General features: G+C 72.0%; 16 protein-coding genes and 1 pseudogene. 6 read left to right on the forward strand and 11 right to left on the reverse strand.

Annotated features, from left to right (window positions below; genetic code table 11):
• Nucleotides 1–163 precede the first annotated feature (163 nt).
• Together AB0D59_RS06535 and mshA are read right to left on the reverse strand one after the other, a co-directional pair.
• Nucleotides 164–664 (reverse strand): YbjN domain-containing protein, encoded by a 501-nt coding sequence (locus tag AB0D59_RS06535; RefSeq protein WP_362561518.1) that lies wholly within the window; start codon nt 662–664, stop codon nt 164–166.
• A complete protein-coding gene (gene mshA / locus AB0D59_RS06540; protein ID WP_362561520.1) occupies nt 657–1,994 on the reverse strand; it encodes a D-inositol-3-phosphate glycosyltransferase in 1,338 nt (445 codons plus the stop codon). The genes AB0D59_RS06535 and mshA overlap by 8 nt, the downstream gene beginning before the upstream one ends.
• Nucleotides 1,995–2,377: 383 nt before the next feature.
• Between mshA and AB0D59_RS06545 the strand changes: the two genes are divergently transcribed.
• The 3 genes from AB0D59_RS06545 (at nt 2,378) to AB0D59_RS06555 (ending at nt 5,999) form a co-directional block, all read left to right on the forward strand.
• Nucleotides 2,378–3,097, forward strand: coding sequence for a class I SAM-dependent methyltransferase (locus AB0D59_RS06545; RefSeq protein WP_362561744.1), 720 nt, complete (start codon nt 2,378–2,380; stop codon nt 3,095–3,097).
• Nucleotides 3,098–3,286: 189 nt separating this feature from the next.
• The gene (locus tag AB0D59_RS06550; protein WP_362561523.1) at nt 3,287–4,396 is read left to right on the forward strand and encodes a C40 family peptidase; all 1,110 of its coding nucleotides are present in this window, start codon (nt 3,287–3,289) and stop codon (nt 4,394–4,396) included.
• A 289-nt stretch (nt 4,397–4,685) separates the two neighbouring features.
• Nucleotides 4,686–5,999: a SpoIIE family protein phosphatase gene (locus tag AB0D59_RS06555; RefSeq protein WP_362561526.1), complete on the forward strand. Its 1,314-nt coding sequence runs from the start codon at nt 4,686–4,688 to the stop codon at nt 5,997–5,999.
• Between the two features lie 246 nt (nt 6,000–6,245).
• Here AB0D59_RS06555 and AB0D59_RS06560 read toward each other — a convergent pair whose 3' ends face one another.
• The 3 genes from AB0D59_RS06560 to AB0D59_RS06570 form a co-directional block, all read right to left on the reverse strand.
• The gene (locus AB0D59_RS06560) at nt 6,246–6,587 is read right to left on the reverse strand and encodes a DUF2516 family protein (protein ID WP_362561746.1); all 342 of its coding nucleotides are present in this window, start codon (nt 6,585–6,587) and stop codon (nt 6,246–6,248) included.
• 126 nt (nt 6,588–6,713) lie between these two features.
• A complete protein-coding gene (locus tag AB0D59_RS06565) occupies nt 6,714–7,358 on the reverse strand; it encodes a hypothetical protein (protein WP_362561528.1) in 645 nt (214 codons plus the stop codon).
• Between the two features lie 77 nt (nt 7,359–7,435).
• On the reverse strand, nt 7,436–7,939 hold the full coding sequence (locus AB0D59_RS06570; RefSeq protein WP_362561531.1) for a helix-turn-helix domain-containing protein: 504 nt from the start codon (nt 7,937–7,939) through the stop codon (nt 7,436–7,438).
• A gap of 269 nt (nt 7,940–8,208) precedes the next feature.
• Here AB0D59_RS06570 and AB0D59_RS06575 point away from each other — a divergent pair.
• From AB0D59_RS06575 to AB0D59_RS06585, 3 genes and pseudogenes are all read left to right on the forward strand, one after another.
• Nucleotides 8,209–8,301, forward strand: a pseudogene (locus AB0D59_RS06575) (SAM-dependent methyltransferase); the annotation flags it as partial.
• 376 nt (nt 8,302–8,677) lie between these two features.
• Nucleotides 8,678–10,375, forward strand: a complete 1,698-nt coding sequence (locus AB0D59_RS06580) for a stealth family protein (RefSeq protein WP_362561533.1) — start codon at nt 8,678–8,680, stop codon at nt 10,373–10,375.
• A gap of 15 nt (nt 10,376–10,390) precedes the next feature.
• Nucleotides 10,391–12,244: a stealth family protein gene (locus AB0D59_RS06585; protein WP_362561534.1), complete on the forward strand. Its 1,854-nt coding sequence runs from the start codon at nt 10,391–10,393 to the stop codon at nt 12,242–12,244.
• A gap of 124 nt (nt 12,245–12,368) precedes the next feature.
• Here AB0D59_RS06585 and AB0D59_RS06590 read toward each other — a convergent pair whose 3' ends face one another.
• From AB0D59_RS06590 to AB0D59_RS06615, 6 genes are all read right to left on the reverse strand, one after another.
• On the reverse strand, nt 12,369–12,740 hold the full coding sequence (locus AB0D59_RS06590; RefSeq protein ID WP_362561537.1) for a VOC family protein: 372 nt from the start codon (nt 12,738–12,740) through the stop codon (nt 12,369–12,371).
• Between the two features lie 165 nt (nt 12,741–12,905).
• Nucleotides 12,906–13,469 (reverse strand): DUF6817 domain-containing protein, encoded by a 564-nt coding sequence (locus AB0D59_RS06595; RefSeq protein WP_362561748.1) that lies wholly within the window; start codon nt 13,467–13,469, stop codon nt 12,906–12,908.
• 327 nt (nt 13,470–13,796) lie between these two features.
• Nucleotides 13,797–14,282: an HAD domain-containing protein gene (locus AB0D59_RS06600; protein WP_362561540.1), complete on the reverse strand. Its 486-nt coding sequence runs from the start codon at nt 14,280–14,282 to the stop codon at nt 13,797–13,799.
• A 15-nt stretch (nt 14,283–14,297) separates the two neighbouring features.
• Nucleotides 14,298–16,292 carry an AAA family ATPase gene (locus AB0D59_RS06605; RefSeq protein ID WP_362561543.1) on the reverse strand — a complete coding sequence of 665 codons (1,995 nt, stop codon included), beginning with the start codon at nt 16,290–16,292 and terminating at the stop codon, nt 14,298–14,300.
• 40 nt (nt 16,293–16,332) lie between these two features.
• Nucleotides 16,333–16,947, reverse strand: a complete 615-nt coding sequence (locus tag AB0D59_RS06610; RefSeq protein WP_362561545.1) for a TetR family transcriptional regulator — start codon at nt 16,945–16,947, stop codon at nt 16,333–16,335.
• 24 nt (nt 16,948–16,971) lie between these two features.
• A complete protein-coding gene (locus AB0D59_RS06615; RefSeq protein WP_362561750.1) occupies nt 16,972–19,029 on the reverse strand; it encodes an aminoglycoside phosphotransferase family protein in 2,058 nt (685 codons plus the stop codon).
• Between the last annotated feature and the right edge of the window lie 253 nt (nt 19,030–19,282).

Below are 19,282 nucleotides of genomic sequence, written 5' to 3' on the forward strand. Positions count from 1 at the left end.
TCATTCCGTACGTCCTTCCCATGGCGGCTCTTCATGGCCGCTGTTCATGCGCGGCTATTCATGGTTGTGAACGACGTTCATATGTGCGTCGGCCGTGAGCATGCCACGACGCCCCGTCACCTCGAAAGAGTCGTGCAGGGGTCAATCAGGTCTGGACCTGAAGTCAGTCAGCGGGGCGTTCGATCAGGTGCGTGAACGCGTCCAGATTCCGCGTCGACTCGCCCCGGGACACCCGCCACGCGTACTCCTTGCGGATCGCGGCGGCGAAGCCCAGTTCCAGGAGGGTGTTGAAGGCGCCGTCCGCCGCCTCCAGGACCTGGCCGAGCAGGCGGTCGATCTCGGCGGGGGTGGCGGAGGCGAGCGGGAGCCTGGCGGTGACGTAGATGTCGCCGAGGCGGTCGACGGCGTAACTCACGCTGTACAGCTTGAGGTTGCGCTCCAGGAGCCAGCGGTGGACGGCCGGTTCGTTCTCGTCGGGGTGCCGGATGACGAAGGCGTTCAGGGAGAGGGAGTGCCGGCCGACCAGGAGGGAGACGGTCGTCTTCAGCTTGCGGGTACCGGGGAGCTGTACGACGTAGTTGCCGGGCCCGGGGCTCTCCCACTCCAGTTCGGCGTCCTTCAGGACCCCCTCGATGACCTGTGCGGCCTTGTCCACATCACCCATGGGCCGAGCGTACGCGACGGCGGTGGGACTGGGTCGCGGCCATGTAGACGTCGGCGGTGGCGGCGGCCGCGGTGTCCCAGCCGAACGACTGGGCGTGCCGGGCGGCGGCGTTGCCGAAACGGTCCGCCAGGGACGGGTCGTCGGCGAAACGGCACAGCACGCGCGCGTAGTCGGCGGGATCGTGACCGCGCACCAGGAAACCGGTCTCGCCGTCCCGTACGGCCACGGGCAGACCGCCGACCGAGGCGGCGAGGACGGGGGTGCCCGCCGCCTGCGCCTCTATCGCCACCAGGCCGAAGGACTCGCTGTAGGACGGCATGACCAGCACGGAGGCCGCCCGGAACCAGTCCGCCAGCTGCTCCTGGCCGACCGGCGGCCGAAAGCGGACGACGTCCGCGACGCCGAGCCGCGCGGCCAGCTTCTGCAGCCCCTCCGGCTTGGCGAGGCCGCTGCCGCTGGGGCCGCCGACGATCGGTACGACGATCCGGGAGCGCAGCTCGGGCCGCTCGTCGAGGAGGACGGCCACCGCCCGGAGCAGCACGTCGGGCGCCTTCAGGGGCTGGATGCGGCCCGCGAAGAGCGGGATCAGCGCATCCTGCGGAAGGTCCAGGCGGGCGCGGGCGGCGGCGCGGCCGTCGGCGGGGCGGAAGCGTTCCAGGTTCACGCCGGGGTGGACGACGGCGACCTTGGCGGGGTCGGCGCAGTAGTGGCGTACGAGTTCGTCGGCCTCTTCCGAGGTGTTGGCGATGAGGCGGTCGGCCGCGGAGACGATCTGGGTCTCGCCGATCACGCGGGCGGCGGGCTCGGGGGTGTCGCCGTCGGCCAGGCTGGCGTTCTTGACCTTGGCCATGGTGTGCATCGCGTGCACCAGGGGGACGCCCCAGCGCTGGGCGGCGAGCCAGCCGACGTGGCCGGAGAGCCAGTAGTGCGAGTGGACGAGGTCGTAGTAGCCGGGGCGGTGACCGGCCCAGGCCTGCATCACGCCGTGCGTGAAGGCGCACAGCTGGGCCGGGAGGTCCTCCTTGGCGAGGCCCTCGTAGGGGCCGGCGTCGACGTGCCGGACGAGGACGCCGGGGGCGAGCTCGACGCACGGCGGCAGGCCGCCGGAGGTGGCCCGGGTGAAGATCTCGACCTCGATGTTGATCGCGGCGAGGCGCTGCGCGAGCTCGACGATGTAGACGTTCATGCCGCCGGCGTCGCCGGTGCCGGGCTGGTGGAGCGGTGAGGTGTGCACGGAGAGCATGGCGACGCGGCGGGGCCTGCGGTGCAGCCGAAGCCGTGAGGGGGCCGCCGGAGAGCGACGCCCGAGCCTGCTGACGTACTGGCTCACGTGGCGGTCCTCCTAGTTGCGGGCATGCCTGTCGGAGGGTGTGGGGACCCTCCGAGAAGCTGCAACGCGGAGCGGTGGGTTCCCATTCCACGGGGTGGGGCTTTTGCCGGAGTATTACCTTGGGTCGCTCAACCGTTCGAGGGCGGGAGGCGTCGAGGTGGCGAGCCCGCGCGTTCGAGTGCGGGCGAGCGGGGGCCTGTCGCGCCCACGCGGCGGCAGCCGCGCATGAACACAGCCCCGGGCCCCTTACGGGGCGCTTTACTCTCGTAGGCATGACAGCCCGCGCCGCATCCCTCCCCCGCTCTCGGCTTCGCTCGAGCGGGGGGACCCCCATCGTGGGAACGGTGACGCGCGGGACCACGAACCCCAACCGGCTGCGCCGTATGGACCGGTGGATCGCCGCGACGCACGGGGCCGCGTTGCGTCGCGCCGTCGACCCCGTGGCCGTGGACCTCGGGTACGGCGCCGCCCCCTGGACCGCCGTCGAGTTGCTCGGGCGGCTGCGTGGCGTCGACCCGCGCGCGCGGGTCGTCGGGATCGAGATCGAGCCGGACCGGGTCGCCGCCGCGAAGCCGTACGAGCGGGACGGGCTGGTCTTCCGGCACGGCGGGTTCGAGATCCCGGTCCCCGGGCGGCCGTTGCTCGTTCGCGCCGCCAATGTGCTGCGGCAGTACGACGAGAGCGAGGTCGCCGCCGTCTGGGCGCGGCTGTGTGCGCGGCTCGCGCCGGGCGGGCTGCTGGTCGAGGGGACCTGTGACGAGATCGGGCGGCGCCATGTGTGGGTCGCGCTCGGGCCCGAGGGGCCCCGGACGGTGACCTTCGCGACCCGGCTCGGCTCCCTGGAACGGCCGTCGGACCTCGCCGAGCGGCTCCCGAAGGCGCTGATCCACCGCAATGTGCCGGGCGAGCCGGTGCACGCGTTCCTGCGGGACTTCGACCGCGCCTGGGCGGCGGCCGCGCCCTATGCGTCGTACGGCGCCCGGCAGCGGTGGATCCGGGCGGTGCGGGATCTGACCGGGGACTGGCCGGTGACGGACTCGGTGGTGCGCTGGAGGCAGGGGGAAGTGACGGTGGCATGGGGGGCGTTGGCGCCGTCGACCTGACGCCGGCGGGCGCCGGGAACGATCTCGGTGAGGTGTTCGTCACACAGGCGGGGAGATCATCATGCTCGGGGGGGAAACCGGGGAGGAACCCACCTGGCACTACCTCTGTCGGTTTGCGGCGTGACATGGCACGATCCTCCACGTGCTGGAAGTTACTGACGGTTAATCAGTTTTTTTGGGGGGTCGGTCATGGGACCGGACAAGCACGACCTCCGGGCGGGTGGGCGTCGCGGAATCCTGGCAGCGGCCGTGACCGTGGTCTGCGCGGTGACCGTACTGGCGGCACCCGGCACGGCGTTCGCGGCACCGAGCCCCACCCCTTCCCCCAGCAGCTCCCCGAGCGCCTCCGTGACTCTCCCGCCCGACAAGGACCTTGAGGCCGTACGGGAGAAACTGGACGATCTCTACCATGACGCGGCCGTCGCCACCGACGCGTACAACGCCGCCGAAGAGGCCGCCGAGAAGCAGTCCGCGGAGATCGTCGACCTGGCCAAGAAGATCGTCAAGGGGCAGCAGAAGCTCGACGGGCTGAAGGCGCGGGCGGGCCGGGCGGCGGCCGCCCAGTACCGCACCGGCGGGCTGCCCGACAGCGCCAAGCTGCTGCTGAGCGACAACCCCTCGCAGTTCCTGGACGGGGCCGGGCGGGTGCTCCAGGGCGAGCGGGCCACCAAGGGCCTGATCAGGGAACTGACCCAGACGCAGCAGGACTTGAAGCAGTACGCGGCGGACGCGGCCGACCAGTGGACCAGGCTGGAGGCGGGGCGCAAGGCGAAGGCCGCCGCGAAGAAGAAGATCACGCAGCGGATCGCCGCCGCGGAGAAGCTCCAGTCGACGCTGGAGAAGAAGCAGAAGGCGCGGCTCGCCGAGCTGGAGCGGGAGGCCGCCTACAAGGCGCAGACCGCCTGGCTGGACACCGGGATACTCGACGAGATCCACAGCAAGGCGTCCGCGGCGGGCCAAAAGGCGGTCGCGTTCGCCACCGCCCAGGTCGGCAAGCCGTATGTATGGGGCGCGGAGGGCCCGGACTCGTACGACTGCTCCGGACTGACCTCGCAGGCCTGGGCGAGCGCCGGGCAGCCGATCCCGCGCACCTCGCAGGAGCAGTGGAAGCAGCTCAAGCACGTCGACGTCAAGGACATGCGCCCCGGCGACCTGATCATCTACTTCGACGACGCCAGCCATGTCGCGATGTACGTCGGCGACGGCGCGATCATCCAAGCCCCGCGCCCGGGGCGGACGGTGTCGATCGGCGGCGCCGGGGCGATGCCGATCCTCGGGGTGGTACGGCCGGACGCCTGAGCACCGCCAGGCGCTTTGAGTGTGATGTACCTTTCGTGAGCTGCGCCATGTGACCCAGTGCACGCCAACACCCTTTGAAACCCGGGCACCACGTGACCTTCGTCATCCCCGCCGGATGGCCTTCTTGTCCAACTGCGTTACGCCACGCGGCATATGCCAAAGGCTTGAGACAGAGCGACGCGGCTCACACCATTCCGTTGCGGCGGCCAGTACCGCTATGGTCCCCGTCGGGTGGGTCGAGGTCCCTCGCCCCGCCATGCCCTCGGGGGGAGGGAAGGAACCCAACACGATGCCCGTACCCGTACCGCGGCAGAGAGCGATCCCGGCCGTGGAGAGTGGTCAGGCGCCGGTCGCCATACCCGCACAGGACGGCGGCCCCCTCAAGGAAGAGGCCAACCGCACGGAAGCCGTCGCCCCGAACAGCGGCGGCACCACTCTCACCCTGCTGCTGATCGAGGACGATCCGGCCGGTTCGCCGGTGCTGCCCGAGTTGCGGGACGCGTCCGGCAACTCGATCCGCGTCCGTACCGCCCGCAACCTCACCGAGGCCGAGCGGCTGCTGACCGACGACGTCCACTGCATCCTGCTGGACCTGGCACTGCCGGCGCCGGGCCGCGTCGACGACGACGCCGACGAGCTCGCCGTGCTCAAGCACGTGCTCAGGCTCGCGCCCCGGCACGCCGTGCTCGCGCTCACCGCCTCCGGTGACGCCGAGCGCGGTGCCGAGGCCGTGCGCGTCGGCGCGCAGGACTACCTCTTCCGGGACGAGCTGGACGGCCGGCTGCTGAGCCGTGCCATCCGGTACGCCGTCGAGCGCAAGCGTTCCCTCACGGTCGAGCGCAAGCTCGCGGAGGGGCGGGTACGGGCGCAGGAGAACCGCCGCCTCGAGCGGGGCCTGCTGCCCACGCCGCTCCTGGACGGCTCCTCGCTGCGTTTCGCCGCCCGCTACCGCCCCGGCCGCTCGCGCGCGCTGCTCGGCGGTGACTTCTACGACACCGTGCGCACGCCCGACGGGACCGTGCACGCGATGATCGGTGACGTCTGCGGGCACGGCCCGGACGAGGCCGCGCTCGGTGTGGAGCTGCGGATCGCCTGGCGTGCGCTGACCCTGGCGGGGCTGTGCGGCGACGAGCTGCTGGGCACGCTCCAGGAGGTGCTGGAGCACGAGCGCTCCGACGAGGAGATCTTCGCGACGCTCTGCACGGTCGACATAGCGCCGGACGGGCGCCGGGCCGGGCTGTGCCTGGCCGGTCACCCGGCCCCGCTGGTCGCCCGGCCCGGACGGCCGGCGGAGCTGCTGCCGTACGACAACAACGGGCCCGCGCTGGGACTGCTGCGCGGGGCTCGGTGGCCGCGGATGCAGGTGGAGCTGGGCGCCGAGTGGAGCCTGATGCTCTACACCGACGGGCTGATCGAGGGCCGCGTGGGCTCGAGCGGTGAGCGGCTCGGTCAGGAGGGCATGGTCGAGATGGTGCGCCGGCAGCTGGGCGAGGGGCTCAGCGGCGAGGCGTTGCTGCGCGCGGCGGTCAACGAGGTGCGGGAGATGAACGGGGGCGAGCTGACGGATGACGTCGCCCTGGTGCTGCTGGACCGGCCGGCTTGACCGGCTGCTCGCCGTGGGAGGGGCGGCCGTAGGCCGTCGGAGGGGGCCGTAGACCCTCGGAGGGCGGCCGTAGACCCTCGGAGGACGGTCGTAGACCCTCGGAGGACGGTCGTAGACCCTCGGAGGACGGTCGTAGACCCTCGGAGGACGGTCGCTTCGGGCTGGTCGCGCCCACGCGGCTGAGCCGCATGTCGCTACAGCCCCGCACCCATGCGGGGCGCGCCCGCTGAGGCACGCCCCGCGGGATCACCGGCCGCCGTTGTACGGGCCGTACGGGCCGTCGCTGCTGCTGCCGCCGCCTCGGCGGCCGAAGCCGCCGCCGGAGACCTGCCTGAGGGCCGGGCGGACGTCGACGAAGAAGACGATCGTGGCGACCAGGCCCGCCAGCTGGAGGAAGAGCATGGGCACCAGGAGGTTCACCGCGACCGCGATGCCGAGGATGATCAGCCAGAAGCCCTTGTTCTGCTTGTCCGCGGCCCGGTACGCGTCGTCCCGGAAGAGCGCGGCCATGACCAGCGCCACCACGGCGAGGACCAGCATGGCGAGGTAGAGCAGCCCCAGAAAACTTGAGAAGCCCTGCATCAGCACAACGTCCACCACCCGTTTCGGCTTGTTCCCACGCGGCCACCGTACCCGCTGGGCCGATCCCGCTACCCCGATAACGGGCCGGACACCCGAGGAGTGCCCGGCCCGTGCGTCCCGTCGCCCTGCCGGTTACTTGGCCGGCGGGGTGGTCTTCTTGGCCGGGGTGGCCTTGCGGGGCGCCGGGGCCTTCTTGGCGTTGGCGTTGGCGGCCGGAGCCTTCTTCACCGCGGCCGGCTTGGCCTCGGCGGCCTTCGGCTGCTCCGGCTTCTTCTCGTCGGCCTTGACCACGACCGGCTCGGGCTTGCCCTCGACGGCGATGGCCAGGTCCTCGATCTCGTCGGCGGCCTCGCCGCGCCAGGTCTTCACGGCCTGCTCGCCGTGCTCGGCGACCTTCTCGTAGGTCTCGCGGGCCTTGACGGCGTACTCGGCGGCCACGCCGACCTGGCGCAGCGCGAAGTCCTGGGCGGACTCGCCGAGCTTCTTGAGGTCACCGTCGAGGGAGACGATGAAGTCGTTGACCCTGGCCTGGAGGCTGGCCTGCGCCTCCTTGGCCTTGGCTCCGGCCTCCTTGGCGCGGCTGGCGGCCTTCTCCTGCACAGCCTTCGGGTCGGCCTTGCGGACGGCGTCGATGCGGGCCGGGGCCTCGGCGCGCAGCTGCTCGACCAGGCCGGGGACCTTCTTGGCCTGCTGGAGGGCGAGGTCGGCGGTGCCGGCGGCGAAGTAGAACGGAGTCGGGTCGCTGAGGGTCTTGCGCAGGTCGTCGGTGATGGCCATGGTGATGGTCCTCCCGGATTCGGGTTCGGCTGAGGGTTTTGTGGTCCGCGGCGCGGCGGCTGGCGCGCTTGGCCGGCTCATCCGGCCGTCCGCCGCGGATCGGTGTCGCTGCCGGCATCGCTGCCGGTGTCGCTGTCGGCGTCACCGCCGATGTCACTGCCGGCTTCGCTGCCGTCGCCCCGCACACCGTCGGCCTCGCTGCCGGCGGCACGCGCGCTCTCCTCGCCCGACCCGAAGCCGTTCTCTTTCCGGAACGACTGGTAGATCTGCAGCAGCACCTGCTTCTGCCGCTCGTCGAGGGTGGGGTCGGCGAGGATGACCGCACGGGTCTCCACCTCGTTCAGATCCCGCTCGGCGTCGAGGATGCCGGCGCGGACGTACAGCGTCTCGGCGGAGATCCGCAGGGCCTTCGCGACCTGCTGGAGCACCTCCGCGCTCGGCTTGCGCAGCCCGCGCTCGATCTGGCTCAGGTACGGATTGGACACCCCGGCGGCGTCGGCGAGCTGCCTGAGCGACAGTTGCGCGTTGCGCCGCTGTTCGCGCAGATACTCACCGAGATTGCCGACGTTGAGCGATGCCATACCCCCACCCTGCCTCACCCTCGCTAACAATTGCAAGCACCCGCTTGCAAAAGTGTGTCGCGCCGCATCCGGACGGCCGAGTCGTGTCCCCAGTCCTGCCTCTGTGATGTCCGGTGTCCTGCCTCTGTGATGTCCGGGCCGTCTCGGAGATCTCCGGGCAGGTGGGCTGACGTCTCAGCCGTCTCCGGGCATGCGCCCCGCACTGGCGCGGCCTGGCACTCTCCGGCACTGAAGAGGACGCCGGGTTTCACGATGGGGATGGTCGCAACAGCGCGGGGACTGCGATCGACATGCTCGGCGGCCACGCCACCATGCCCTACACATCCGTCGTGATCACCTCGACCCGCTCCGATACGGCCTGACCGACGCAGACGTCGGGCGTCGCCGGGCGCGAGGGGAGACAGGCCCCCCGCGCGTCCGACCCCGCGCTCGTGCGGGGCCCCCGCCGGGTCCGTCCGGGGCAGTGATCGCGTCCCGGTCGGGCTGTGCGGTGAGGGCGGTGCCGTCCGCGCCTCCGTCTTCTTGCGGCGGCACGCTCCCCCACTCTCGGCTTCGCCGCCTCTCACCACCGGTGACGGTGGAGCCGGCGGCTCCTCTTAGCACACGGACGCATGAGTCGGTTGTGTACAAGATCAGTTTTTTCTCAATTCTCCGAGAAAATTTCTACAACCATCCGCCTTAGATGTCCGTCTGGTTAACGCAAGGGTGTGTAGAGGTTGATGTAGAGGAGCTCAGAACGTGACCGTGCGTTCCTTTGCCCGGCGGGTGCGACCGCGAGTCGAGCGGAAGGCCGCCGAGAAGGTGTGGCAGCTGCGTACCCTGCGCCGCCGCCGCAGGGCAGCGGTCACGGACCCGGTGCTCCGCCCGGTGGCGGTGCGCGGCCAGCAGCTCTACGGACGGGTCGTGACCCGGTTCACCGCCGCCGAGGCGGCCGCCGCCAACCTCGGCCTGGTGCTCGCCGCGCTGGAGCAGGAAGGCATCCCCTACTTCCTGGTGCCGGCCTCGCGCACCCGCCACACCATCGGCGTGAACGCCCTCGACCGGGAGCGTTTCCTCACCGCCCTCGAGGCGCGGAACGCGGGGAAGGCGGTGTTCATCGGCAGACCGCTGCCCGGCGGAAAGCTCAAGCACCCCGCCCTGTTCATGGACGGCGTCCTGCCGGCCCCGCTGCGTACGGCCCCGGTCCTGCGCATCGGGGAGAACCACCTGGGCCCCGCGGGCCAGCTGCTCGCCGGCCCGGAGCTCGCCTGCGACGTCGAGTTCTGGGAGGACGGGGCAGAACTCCTCGCCTCCGACAAGGGCCCCCGGCGCCTGGCCGCGGTCCAGCCGCAGGCGTCCGAGGACGTCTTCGCGGAGTCCCTCGTCGCACCGCGGAACAACGGGATCACCGACGTACTGCCGGCGTCCGAGCAGAAGCCGGCCCTCGTGCGGATCGGCGACCGGGAACTGCCGAGCTTCGCCGCGCTCACCCGGCCGACCGTGAACGACGTGACCTTCCCCGTCGACGTCGTATACACCTGGGTGGACGGCGAGGAGCCGGAGATGCGGGCCAAGCGCGCCCGGTACCAGGAGCGCGGCACCGCCGAGATCCTGGACAAGGAGACCAACGCCTCCCGCTACACCAGCCACGACGAGCTGAAGTACTCACTGCGCTCGCTCGCCATGTACGCCGACTTCGTCCGCCACATCTACATCGTGACCGACGGCCAGAAGCCGCACTGGCTCGACGACACCGCCCCGGGGATCACGGTCGTCGACCACCGCGACATCTTCCCGGCGGACGTCCTGCCCGTGTTCAACTCGCACGCGATCGAGACCCGGCTGCATCACATCCCCGGCCTGTCGGAGCACTACCTCTACTTCAACGACGACGTGTTCGTCGGCCGCCGGGTCACCGCGGAGCACTTCTTCCACGGCAGCGGTCTGATGAAGATCCCGGTGTCCCCGCTCAAGATAGGCGTCGGCAAGCCGCACGCCGAGGAGACGGCCACCAACTCCGCGAGCAAGAACGTCCGCCGGCTGCTGCTGGAGCGGTTCGGGCGGATGACCACGAACAACTTCATGCACACCCCGCTGCCGCAGCAGCGGGAGACACTGCGGGACCTGGAGGAGCTCTTCCCGGAGGACATCCGCCGCACCACGGCGTCCCGCTTCCGTTCGCCGCAGGACATCGCCCTGACCGCCCCGCTGCTCTACCAGTACGCGCTGATGACCGGCCACGGCGTGCCGGGCCGGTTCGGCTTCCGGTACGTCAACATCAGCCGCCCGGACGCGGAGGCCCGCCTGGCCGATCTGCGCCGCAACCGCCGCTTCGACTTCTTCTGCCTCAACGACGTCGACGTGCCGCCCGAGGAGCGGGAGCGGGTCGGCGCCCGGATGAACGAGTTCCTGGAGGACTACTTCCCCTTCGCGAGCCCCTTCGAGAAGCAGGACTGACGGGGGCCGGGGGGCATGGACATCCGTCACCGCTTCACGGCGCCCGCGGGCCTGCGCGCCGCCGGGAGCCTTCTGGTACGCCTGTGGACCTGGGTGACCGCCAGGCTCTGGGCACTGCGCGCTACCCGGGCCCGACGACGCCTGCGGGCCGCCGTCCCCGGAACGCGCGGGATCACCCTCGGACCGACGCGGCTGTACGGCCGTACGGTCGCCGCGTACACCGCCTCGGACGCCGTCGAAGCCGATCTCGAACGCGTCTGCACCCTCCTGGAAGGGCTGCGCGTCCCGTACTTCCTGGTTCCCGCCGACCACGGGCACGGCGCGCCGCGGCAGGTCGTGGGCGTCGAGGAGTCGTACCGCGGCGCGGTCCTCGCCCGGGCCGCCCAGCGCTTCGCGGGCACCGCCGGGTACGTGGGTGCCGTCGGACCGGACGGCGCCGTGACGGCCGCGGTGCTGTGGGCCGACGGCAGGCTGCCGCGGGCCCTGCGGCGGGCCGCGGTGCTCCGCACCGGTGTGGTGCGCCTCGGCCCGGGAGGGCAGGTGCTCAGCGGCCTCGAAACGGGGTGCGACATCGAGTTCTGGCGGCACGGCCGGGACCTCGGCGCCGGCTCGGACACGGCTGCGGGCATCGCCCCGGGTACGGCCGCGGGCACCGATCCCGCCTGGCTCACCGTGCCCGGCAGCCGGCTGCCGGACGTCTTCGGCCCGGCGCTCGTCGCCCCGCGCCGCAACCCCGTGACGGAAGTGCTCCCGGTGACCGCGCGGCAACCGGCCACGGTCGCGGGGCGCCACCGCACCGTCCCGACGTTCGCGCCGTTCGCCGAGCCGGGCATCGACGAGGTGCTGTTCCCCGTCGACGCCGTGTACACCTGGGTCGACGGGGACGACCCGGCGATGGCCGCGAAGCGCCGCGCCCATCAGGAACTCTCCGACAACGCCATCGCTCCGCGCGAGACCGGCGCCTCCCGCTACACCAGCCATGACGAACTGAAGTACGCACTGCGCTCACTGGAGATGTACGCCGGGTTCGTCCGGCGCGTCTATCTCGTGACCGACTCCCAGATCCCCGCCTGGCTGGACGCGGACGCGGAGGGCCTGACGGTGATCGACCACCGGGACATCCTCCCGGCCGACGCGCTCCCCGTCTTCAACTCCCACGCCATAGAAAGCGGCCTGCACCGCATCCCCGGCCTGTCGGAGCACTACCTCTACTTCAACGACGACGTCTTCATCAACCGCCCGGTACGACCCGAGCACTTCTTCCACGGCAACGGCATCGCCCGTATCCCGCTGTCCCCCCTGAAACTCGGAGTCGGCGCCCCGCACCCGCTCGAACCGGCCCCGAACTCCGCCGGCAAGAACGCCCGCGAGGTGATCAGGCGCTTCCACGGCAGACACATCACGCACAAGTCGCTGCACACCCCGCATCCCCAACTGCTCTCGGTCATGCGGGAGATGGAGAGCCTCGGAATCGAGGAACTCGAACGGACCGCCTACTCGCGCTTCCGCTCCACCTCCGACGTGGCCCCCGCGTCCACGCTCCACCACCACTGGGCGATGGCAACCGGCCGGGCCGTCCCCGCCGACTACCGCTTCCGCTACGTCCAGCTGGGCACACCGGACATGCGCCGCCGCCTGGCCCGCCTCACGGCCGGCGAGGACATCGACTTCTTCTGCCTCAACGACGTGGACACGCCCCCGGAGACCAGGCCGGCCGCCCAGGCCGCGATCCACACCTTCCTGGACCGGAAGTACCCGTTTGCGAGCCGCTTCGAAGGAGCACCGCGCAGCACCGCCCGCCCTGTCGCACCGCTCACGACGAGAGTCCCCTCCCAGCCGACGCGGGAGGAAGCACAGCGCCGCGAGTGAACAGGCCCGGAACCGCCACCCGCGCGGCACGGATCACACGACGTCGCCACCGACCTCCGGGCCCTGTCCGCGTGCATGGCGTGTGGTCCCCGAGTGGTCCGAGGACCAACCGTGTCCTGCCCGGTCAGCCTCGGCAGATACAGAAGGGGTGGCCGGCCGGATCGGTGAGAACCCGCGCCCGGGCGGCCTCGTGTGGCTGGTGTTCCGGCTTGCCCGCGCCCAGCTCCAGCAGCCGGGTCTCGGTCTCGTCCAGATCCACGACGTCGAAGCAGAGGTGCAGTTGCTGGGGAACGGTCTGCTCGGGCCAGCGCGGCGCCCGGTAGTCGTCGACCCGCTGAAAACCGATGAGGAGGCCGTGCTCACCGTTGAGGCCCGCGAAGTCGGCGTCCGACTTGGGGTGCGGTTCCAGACCGGTGGCCTGCTGATAGAAGGCCGCCAGAGCCGGCGGGTCGGGGCAGTCGAGCGTGATCGCAACCAGCTTCATCTGCAGGGACATGGCGCCTCCGGGCCGACCAGTGGACTTGCGCGAGGAACAGCCTAGGGGCGGCTGCCTACGGTTGCGCAGAACAGGACAGCAGCGGGCCGGGGGGGGACCGGACGTCCGGTCAGGGTCGCGTGTCCGGTGCCCAGTCGCGCAGGACGAAGGCGGTCATCTCGTCGCTCATGTCCCCCCGAGCACGCTCCGGCAGGACTCCCAGGCCGGTTGGCTCAGCAGTGGGCGGAAGCGGGTGAACAGGGCGAGCAGGCCGGCGCCCCACTTCTCGCGGAAGGCCGGGTCCAGGCCGGCGAGGTCGAGTTCGTTGGCGGCCGTCAGTTCGGCGAAGTCCCGGCACGGCCGGAGGCCGGGGACGCGGGCGCGGCCGGTGAACCGGTCGTGGACGGCGGCGTCGGCCTGCGCGAGTGCCGGATACGTGGCCTTCCGGTCGCACGAGCCGTACAGGTACACCAGGGCTTCGGCCTCCGCGCCGATCACCGCGACGAGTTCGGCACGGCGGCTCACGGGCAACAGTGCGGTGGGGAAGCCGTCGGTGCCGTAGAACGCGTGGCAGAGGCCCGCGAGCCGGAGGGCGGGCCGGGCACCCCATACGGCGAGTTGCTCCTCGACGCGTTGGAGGTGCGCGAGGAGAGTCCCCCCGGGGTGGGTGATCTCGGCGGCACCGAGATCGCGCAGGAGGGCGACGGCCTGGACGGAGGCGGCGGCGGCAGGGAGATCGGGCACGGACAGGATCCTCCCCCCGCACGGGGGCCGGTACCCGTGTCGGTGACCCGGTTCTCGACACGCCCTCCGCGACGACGCGGTCCATGCGGGCCGACGGTTCGGCGAAGCCCGGCGAAGTCCAGCGGGATGGATAGGGTCGTCAGCCGTGGGCCCCAGCCGCAGGTCGCCAACCGTCAACCGGCACCGTCAACCGGCAACCGGCAACCGGCAACCGCCACCCTTCAACCGTCGCCTTCCAAACCGGCACCCGGCACCAGGCACCCGCCAGCCGGCAACCGCCACCCGCATCCGCCACCCGCAGGCCGCAGGCCGCAGGCCGCCACCCGCAGGCCGTCAGGCAAGGTCCCTCAGCCAGGTTTCCATGGCCACGAAGTCCGTGTCCGTCAAGCCGAACTCGTGGGCGACCCGGTGGAGCAGGGCCGGCTCGTGGTGGTGGATGGCGACCCAGGCGCGGTCGGCCTCGGTGATCTCGTCGTCGACCCAGATGAACGGCCGCTCCCCCGCCCACTCCACCAGCGGCCGCGTCTTCCAGTGCAGCAGGGCGGGCGGCTCGTCCTCGTCCGGCCACTGCACGACGGGCAGCGGGGGCAGGCCCAGCCAGGGGGCGACGGTGGTGTTGGCGTCGTCCATCCAGGTGGTGGCCCAGACGAGCTGGCAGCCGAGCGCGGCGAGGCGCGGGCCCAGTGCCGGGTCGATGCGGGTGAGCAGGGGGTTGGACGGGGTGGAGGGCGCGTGCGCGGTCTCGTAGACCGGGTAGGCGTGGGCCTCCGGGGCGCCGAAGGGGATGAGGGGACCGTCGATGTCCAGGAAGAGAAGCATCGGGGACAGGATCCCTCAGAACGGCAGCGGCCTCGCGTGCACCACGTCCAGCCTCGACACCGCCCGGGTCAGCACCACGTACAGCCGGTGCAGCCCGCGTTCCTCGCCCTCCGCCACCGCCGCCGGTTCCACCGCGACGACGTGGTCGTACTCCAGCCCCTTGACCAGGCTCGCCGGGACCAGGGCCACTCTGGCGCCGAGCCGGTCCGCCTCCGCCGGGTCGATGCCCGCGGCGGTGAGCGCGGCGCGTACGTCCGCCACCTGCGCGTCCGCCGCCACCACGCCCACCGACCCCTCGCGGGTCAGGGCCTCGCGTACCGTGGCGGCCGGCACGTCCCGTGTCGGCCGGAGGGTCAGCTCTCCGTCCGCGCGGTAGGACCGGGCCGGGGGCACGTCCGTGTCCAGGTGCTCGAGCAGCCGGTTCGTCAGGTCCACGACCGCGGCGGGAACGCGGAACCCGGTGGTGAGCGGGACGACCGCCGCGTCCGGCTTGCCCAGGTGGCGCAGTACGGTGTCCCAGCTCCGCGCCGACCAGGGCGTGGTGGCCTGGGCCAGGTCGCCGAGGACGGTGAGCGAGCCGAAGACGGCCCGGCGGGCGATCGCCCGGCACTCCATGGGAGAGAGGTCCTGGGCCTCGTCGACGACGATATGGCCGTAGCCCTCGGGGTGTTCGACCAGTCCGGCGATCTCGTCGAGGAGGACCAGGTCGGCGGGTGACCAGCGGGCGGACTTGTGGGAGCGCGGCGGCCGGGGCCAGCGCAGGGCCTGCTGCTCGGAGGGGTCGAGGAGCCCCTCGGCCGCCCGCGCCAGCACCTCGGCGTCCGTGAGGAGTGCGGCCAGCACCTCTTCCGGGCGCACCTTCGGCCAGACGGTGTCGAGGCAGGCGCTCATCGCCCGCGACCGTTCGAGGCGGCGGGTCCAGGCGGCCGGCTGCGGCCCCGCCCGCCGTTCGGCCTGGAGCTGTACGGCCCGCATCGCCCGCCCCCGCACCCGCTCGCGCCCGACGGCGTACGGCGGCTCCTCGCGCCGTACCGCCGCGACGATCTCCGTCAGCGCGGCGGCGGACACCCGCCAGGTGTAGGTGCCGTCGGAGAGGGAGAGCGGGTGGACGGCCTCGGCGGACACCTGGGCGTACAGGGCGCGGCGCAGGACCTCGGCCATCCGGGGGTCGTGCTTGAGCGCGGCGGCCCGGGCGGAGTCGGTGCCGGTGGCCGGGTGGCGGGCGATCTCGTCGGGGAGGGTGGTCTGGCGTACGCCGGTCTCGCCCAGGGCCGGCAGGACCTCGGAGATGTAGGAGAGGAAGGTGCGGTTGGGGCCGAGGATCAGCAGGCCCGAGCGGCGGATGCGCTGGGGGTGGGTGTAGAGGAGGTAGGCGGCGCGGTGCAGGCCGACGGCGGTCTTGCCGGTGCCCGGGGCGCCCTGGACGCAGACGGAGGCGGTGAGGTCGGCGCGGACCAGGTCGTCCTGGTCGGGCTGGATGGTGGCGGCGATGTCCCGCATGGGGCCGACGCGGGGCCGTTCGATCTCCTGGGCGAGGAGCGTGCCGGGGCCGGACTCGCCCGTGGTCAGCCGCTCGTCCTCCCATCCGGTGAGGTCGGCGGAGTCGCCGCGGCTGCCCGGCGCCCAGCCGAACCGGCGCCGTACCGCGACGCCCTGCGGTTCGTCGGGTCCGGCCTGGTAGAAGGCGCGGGAGACGGGCGCCCGCCAGTCGACGACCAGGGGCGGGGCGGTCGGCTCCTCGCTGATCCGCAGCCGGCCGATGCGGTAGCTCTGCCCGGCGTGCTCGCCGGACTCGAAGTCCAGCTTGCCGAAGAACAGCGGGCCCTGGGGCAGCTCGCGCATCTCCTTGGCCCGGCTGCGCAGCCGGTAGCCGAGGACCTCGGCGTCGGCGCCGGAGGCGGAGACGTCCTCGCCGGTGACGACATGCTCGGCGGCGCCTTCGACCATGCGGGCGAGGGCGGCCCGGCAGGTGTCGTGGTGGGCACGTTCGCGGTCGAGTTCCTGCTGCATGGGAACAGCGTAGACGAGAAAACGTAACCCGGTTAAATTTTTAACCCGGATCCCCGAGCTCCGGCAGAGCCCGCTCCAGCCGCTCGAAGGCCCGCTCCGCCGCCCGCACCGCGTCCTCCCGCACCTCCTCCACCCGCTCCCCTGCCACGATCCGCCGCCAGTTGTCCTGCGCGAGGATCCGCTGTACGGCGATGATCTGGCCGGCGGCCAGCCGGGCGTCCAGGGTGCCGCCGAGGGCCTCGGCGAGCGCGGCCTCGGACCGCTCCAGATAGGTGTGCTGGCGGGCGACCAGGGTGGCCGTGCTGTTGAGGAGGGTGTGGAAGGCGAGGACCTGCGGGTGGTCGTTGAGCCCGGTGATCGGGTCGTTGCGCCGGAGGCCGTCGAGGAAGCGCTGCCGCAGTACGCCGACGGGCGAGTCCGCCCCGGCGACCAGCCGCGCGGCCTCCGTCTCGTGGTCGGCGATCCGGTGCAGCACCAGGTCCTCCTTGACCGGGAAGTACCGGAACAGCGTCGGCTTGGAGATACCGGCCGCGGCGGCCACCTCCGCGACCGGCACCGCGTCGAACCCCTTCGCCAGGAACAGCCGTACGGCGATGTCCGACACGTCCTCGTACATCCGCCGCTTCTTGCGCGCGCGCAAGCCCGTCTCACCCATGGGACCGAGCCTACGCAGCGGGCGTCAGGCGAGGGCGCGGGTGAGGTAGGGGTTGGCCCGGTAGGGGACCGTGAGTCCCAGGGAGGCGGTGGCCGCGGCCAGGGTCATGGTGTACGTGTCCACCGCGCGGCGCACGTTCGGCGCGTCCAGACCCGCCCCGGTGACCAGGCGGTCCAGGTCGACGTAGGCCGACCGGACGATCTCGGTCCACCGGTACACCCGCCAGTCCCGCTGCCAGTCCACGGTGAACCTGTCGGGCAACAGGCGCTCCCAGCGGCGGAACATCCGGTCGCGGATCTCCGGCCGGGTCGGGGTCAGATGCATGTGCCGGACCAGGTCGTAGAGCGGGTCGCCGACCAGGGCCATCTCCCAGTCGATGATGGTCAGCGCGAGCGGGTCGTCGCGGCGCACCAGGTTCCAGGGGTTGAGGTCGCCGTGCAGCAGGGCGGGGGCGCGGGAGCTGAGCCGGTGCCGGGCGAGGATCTCGCGCAGCCGGGCGGCGTCGGGCAGGCCGAGGAAGCGGGCCAGCTGCTGGGACTCCTTGGGGAGGCCGGCGACGAGGGCGAAGAGCTGGTCGCTGAGCCACTCGTAGAAGTACGGCTGGCTCGCGACCGGGTCGACCTCGGTGTAGTCGACCTGGGTGAGCTCGGCCAGCTGGTCGACGAGCCGGTCGGCCTCGTGCGGGCGAAGGCCGTGCACGGGGTGGTCGGGTCTGCGGTCGATGTCGGCCGGGCCCTCGTAGGTGTGGATGGCGAAGCGGTCCCGGGAGTGCGCGAAGAGGTAGTGCGAGTGGCTCTCCCCGAGGGCCAGGACCCGGGGTGCGGCCACCCGCGCGCGGGAACGCTCGATCGCCCGCAGCACCGCGTGCTCGCTGAGGTAGCTGCGCTCACGGCGCAGCACGTGGGGCACCTTGCGGCGGACCACCACGGGACGTTCGATGCCCGGCACCCGGATCACCGAGTTGAGGTGCGCGGTGCCCTTGAACACCTGGCGGGCCGTCGCCGCTCCTTCGAGCAGCAGGGCCGAGGACACCGCGTGGTAGGGAAAGTCGGGGTGCTCCGGGACCCGCCGGTCCGGCTTCCATTCGATGACACCGGTGATCCGGCCGCGCCGGGTGCCGTCGACGGCCGGGGACGTCGCCCAGCGGGCGAGGATCCTCTCGATCTCCCGGTCGCCGGGCACCGTGCGCAGCCGCAGCGGTTCGGCGCCCGCCGTCAGCGCGCGGCGGACGGCCGCCGTCGCCCGGTCCAGGCTCTCCTGGTCGAGGGACTCCTCCAGGGACTGGGCGGCCCGCATCACGTCGGGGTAGACGGACTGCGCCCGCTCGAAGTCCACGTAGTGCCGCAGGTCCTTGCCCGTCCCGTGCACGGCGGCGGGCCGCACCGCCTGCATGGCCGCCGCCCACGCGTCGACGGCCTCGTCCCACTGGTGCTCCGGGTACCGCATCCGGACCAGGTGGGTGGCGAGGTCGTGCAGCGGGTCGCCGTAGCTCGCCAGCTCCCAGTCGACGCAGATGAGGGGCGCGGGGCCGTCGTACGACATGATCAGGTTGTCGCGGTGCAGGTCGGCGTGGAGCAGGCCGTAGGGACGCCGGGCCATCCAGGGCACCCGGTCGGCGAACCGGAGCAGGGCGTCCTCGGGAATGCCCAGGGCCGCGAACAGCCCCCCGAACGCGGGCCAGTTGGCCTCGCGGATCTGGAGGTCGGCCATCCGGGCCAGGGTCCGCAGGAATCCCTGGCTGTCCACGTGGTTCCGGGGCCAGATCGACGGCAGCGGCGGCAGCGCGCTACCGCGGACCTGGGTCATCTGGGCGAACAGCTCCGCCAGGTCCTTCAGCAGCAGGTGATCGACCGGCTTGTCGTTCGGGCAGACGGCGGAGAGCGGAACCCCCTCCACATAGCTGTGGATGGTGAAGCGATTCCCCTCGAAAAGGCACGCGGGCACGTTGGGCAGCACGCCCTGGATCGCCCGCAGGATCGCGGCCTCGTTCTGCCAGGTCCTGATGACCACCGGCAGCGCGTCCGGCCTGCGGACCCTGACGGTCACGGCGGTGCCGGGCTCGCGGCCCAGGTGCCGGGCCATCGGCTCCGTCAGCGGCAGGACGTAGTTCTGGTTGTGGAAGCCGCTGCTCGCGAGCCCCCGGGTCGCGGCGTCCCGCAGAAACGCGTCGTACTCGTCGACGGGCAGCGGTCTGCCGTTGTCTCCTCCGTTCACGACGTCAGGGGGGACAGGCGGTACACCCACTGGCCGCTCCGGGGTCGTGCGCGCGAGATCGCGAGGAATGGGGCAGGGAAACGGTAATGCCGGACAACGCGCGACACGACTGGAAGCCTGG

Origin of the sequence: Streptomyces sp. NPDC048417 (genome assembly GCF_040651615.1) — a bacterium.
Taxonomy (GTDB): domain Bacteria; phylum Actinomycetota; class Actinomycetes; order Streptomycetales; family Streptomycetaceae; genus Streptomyces.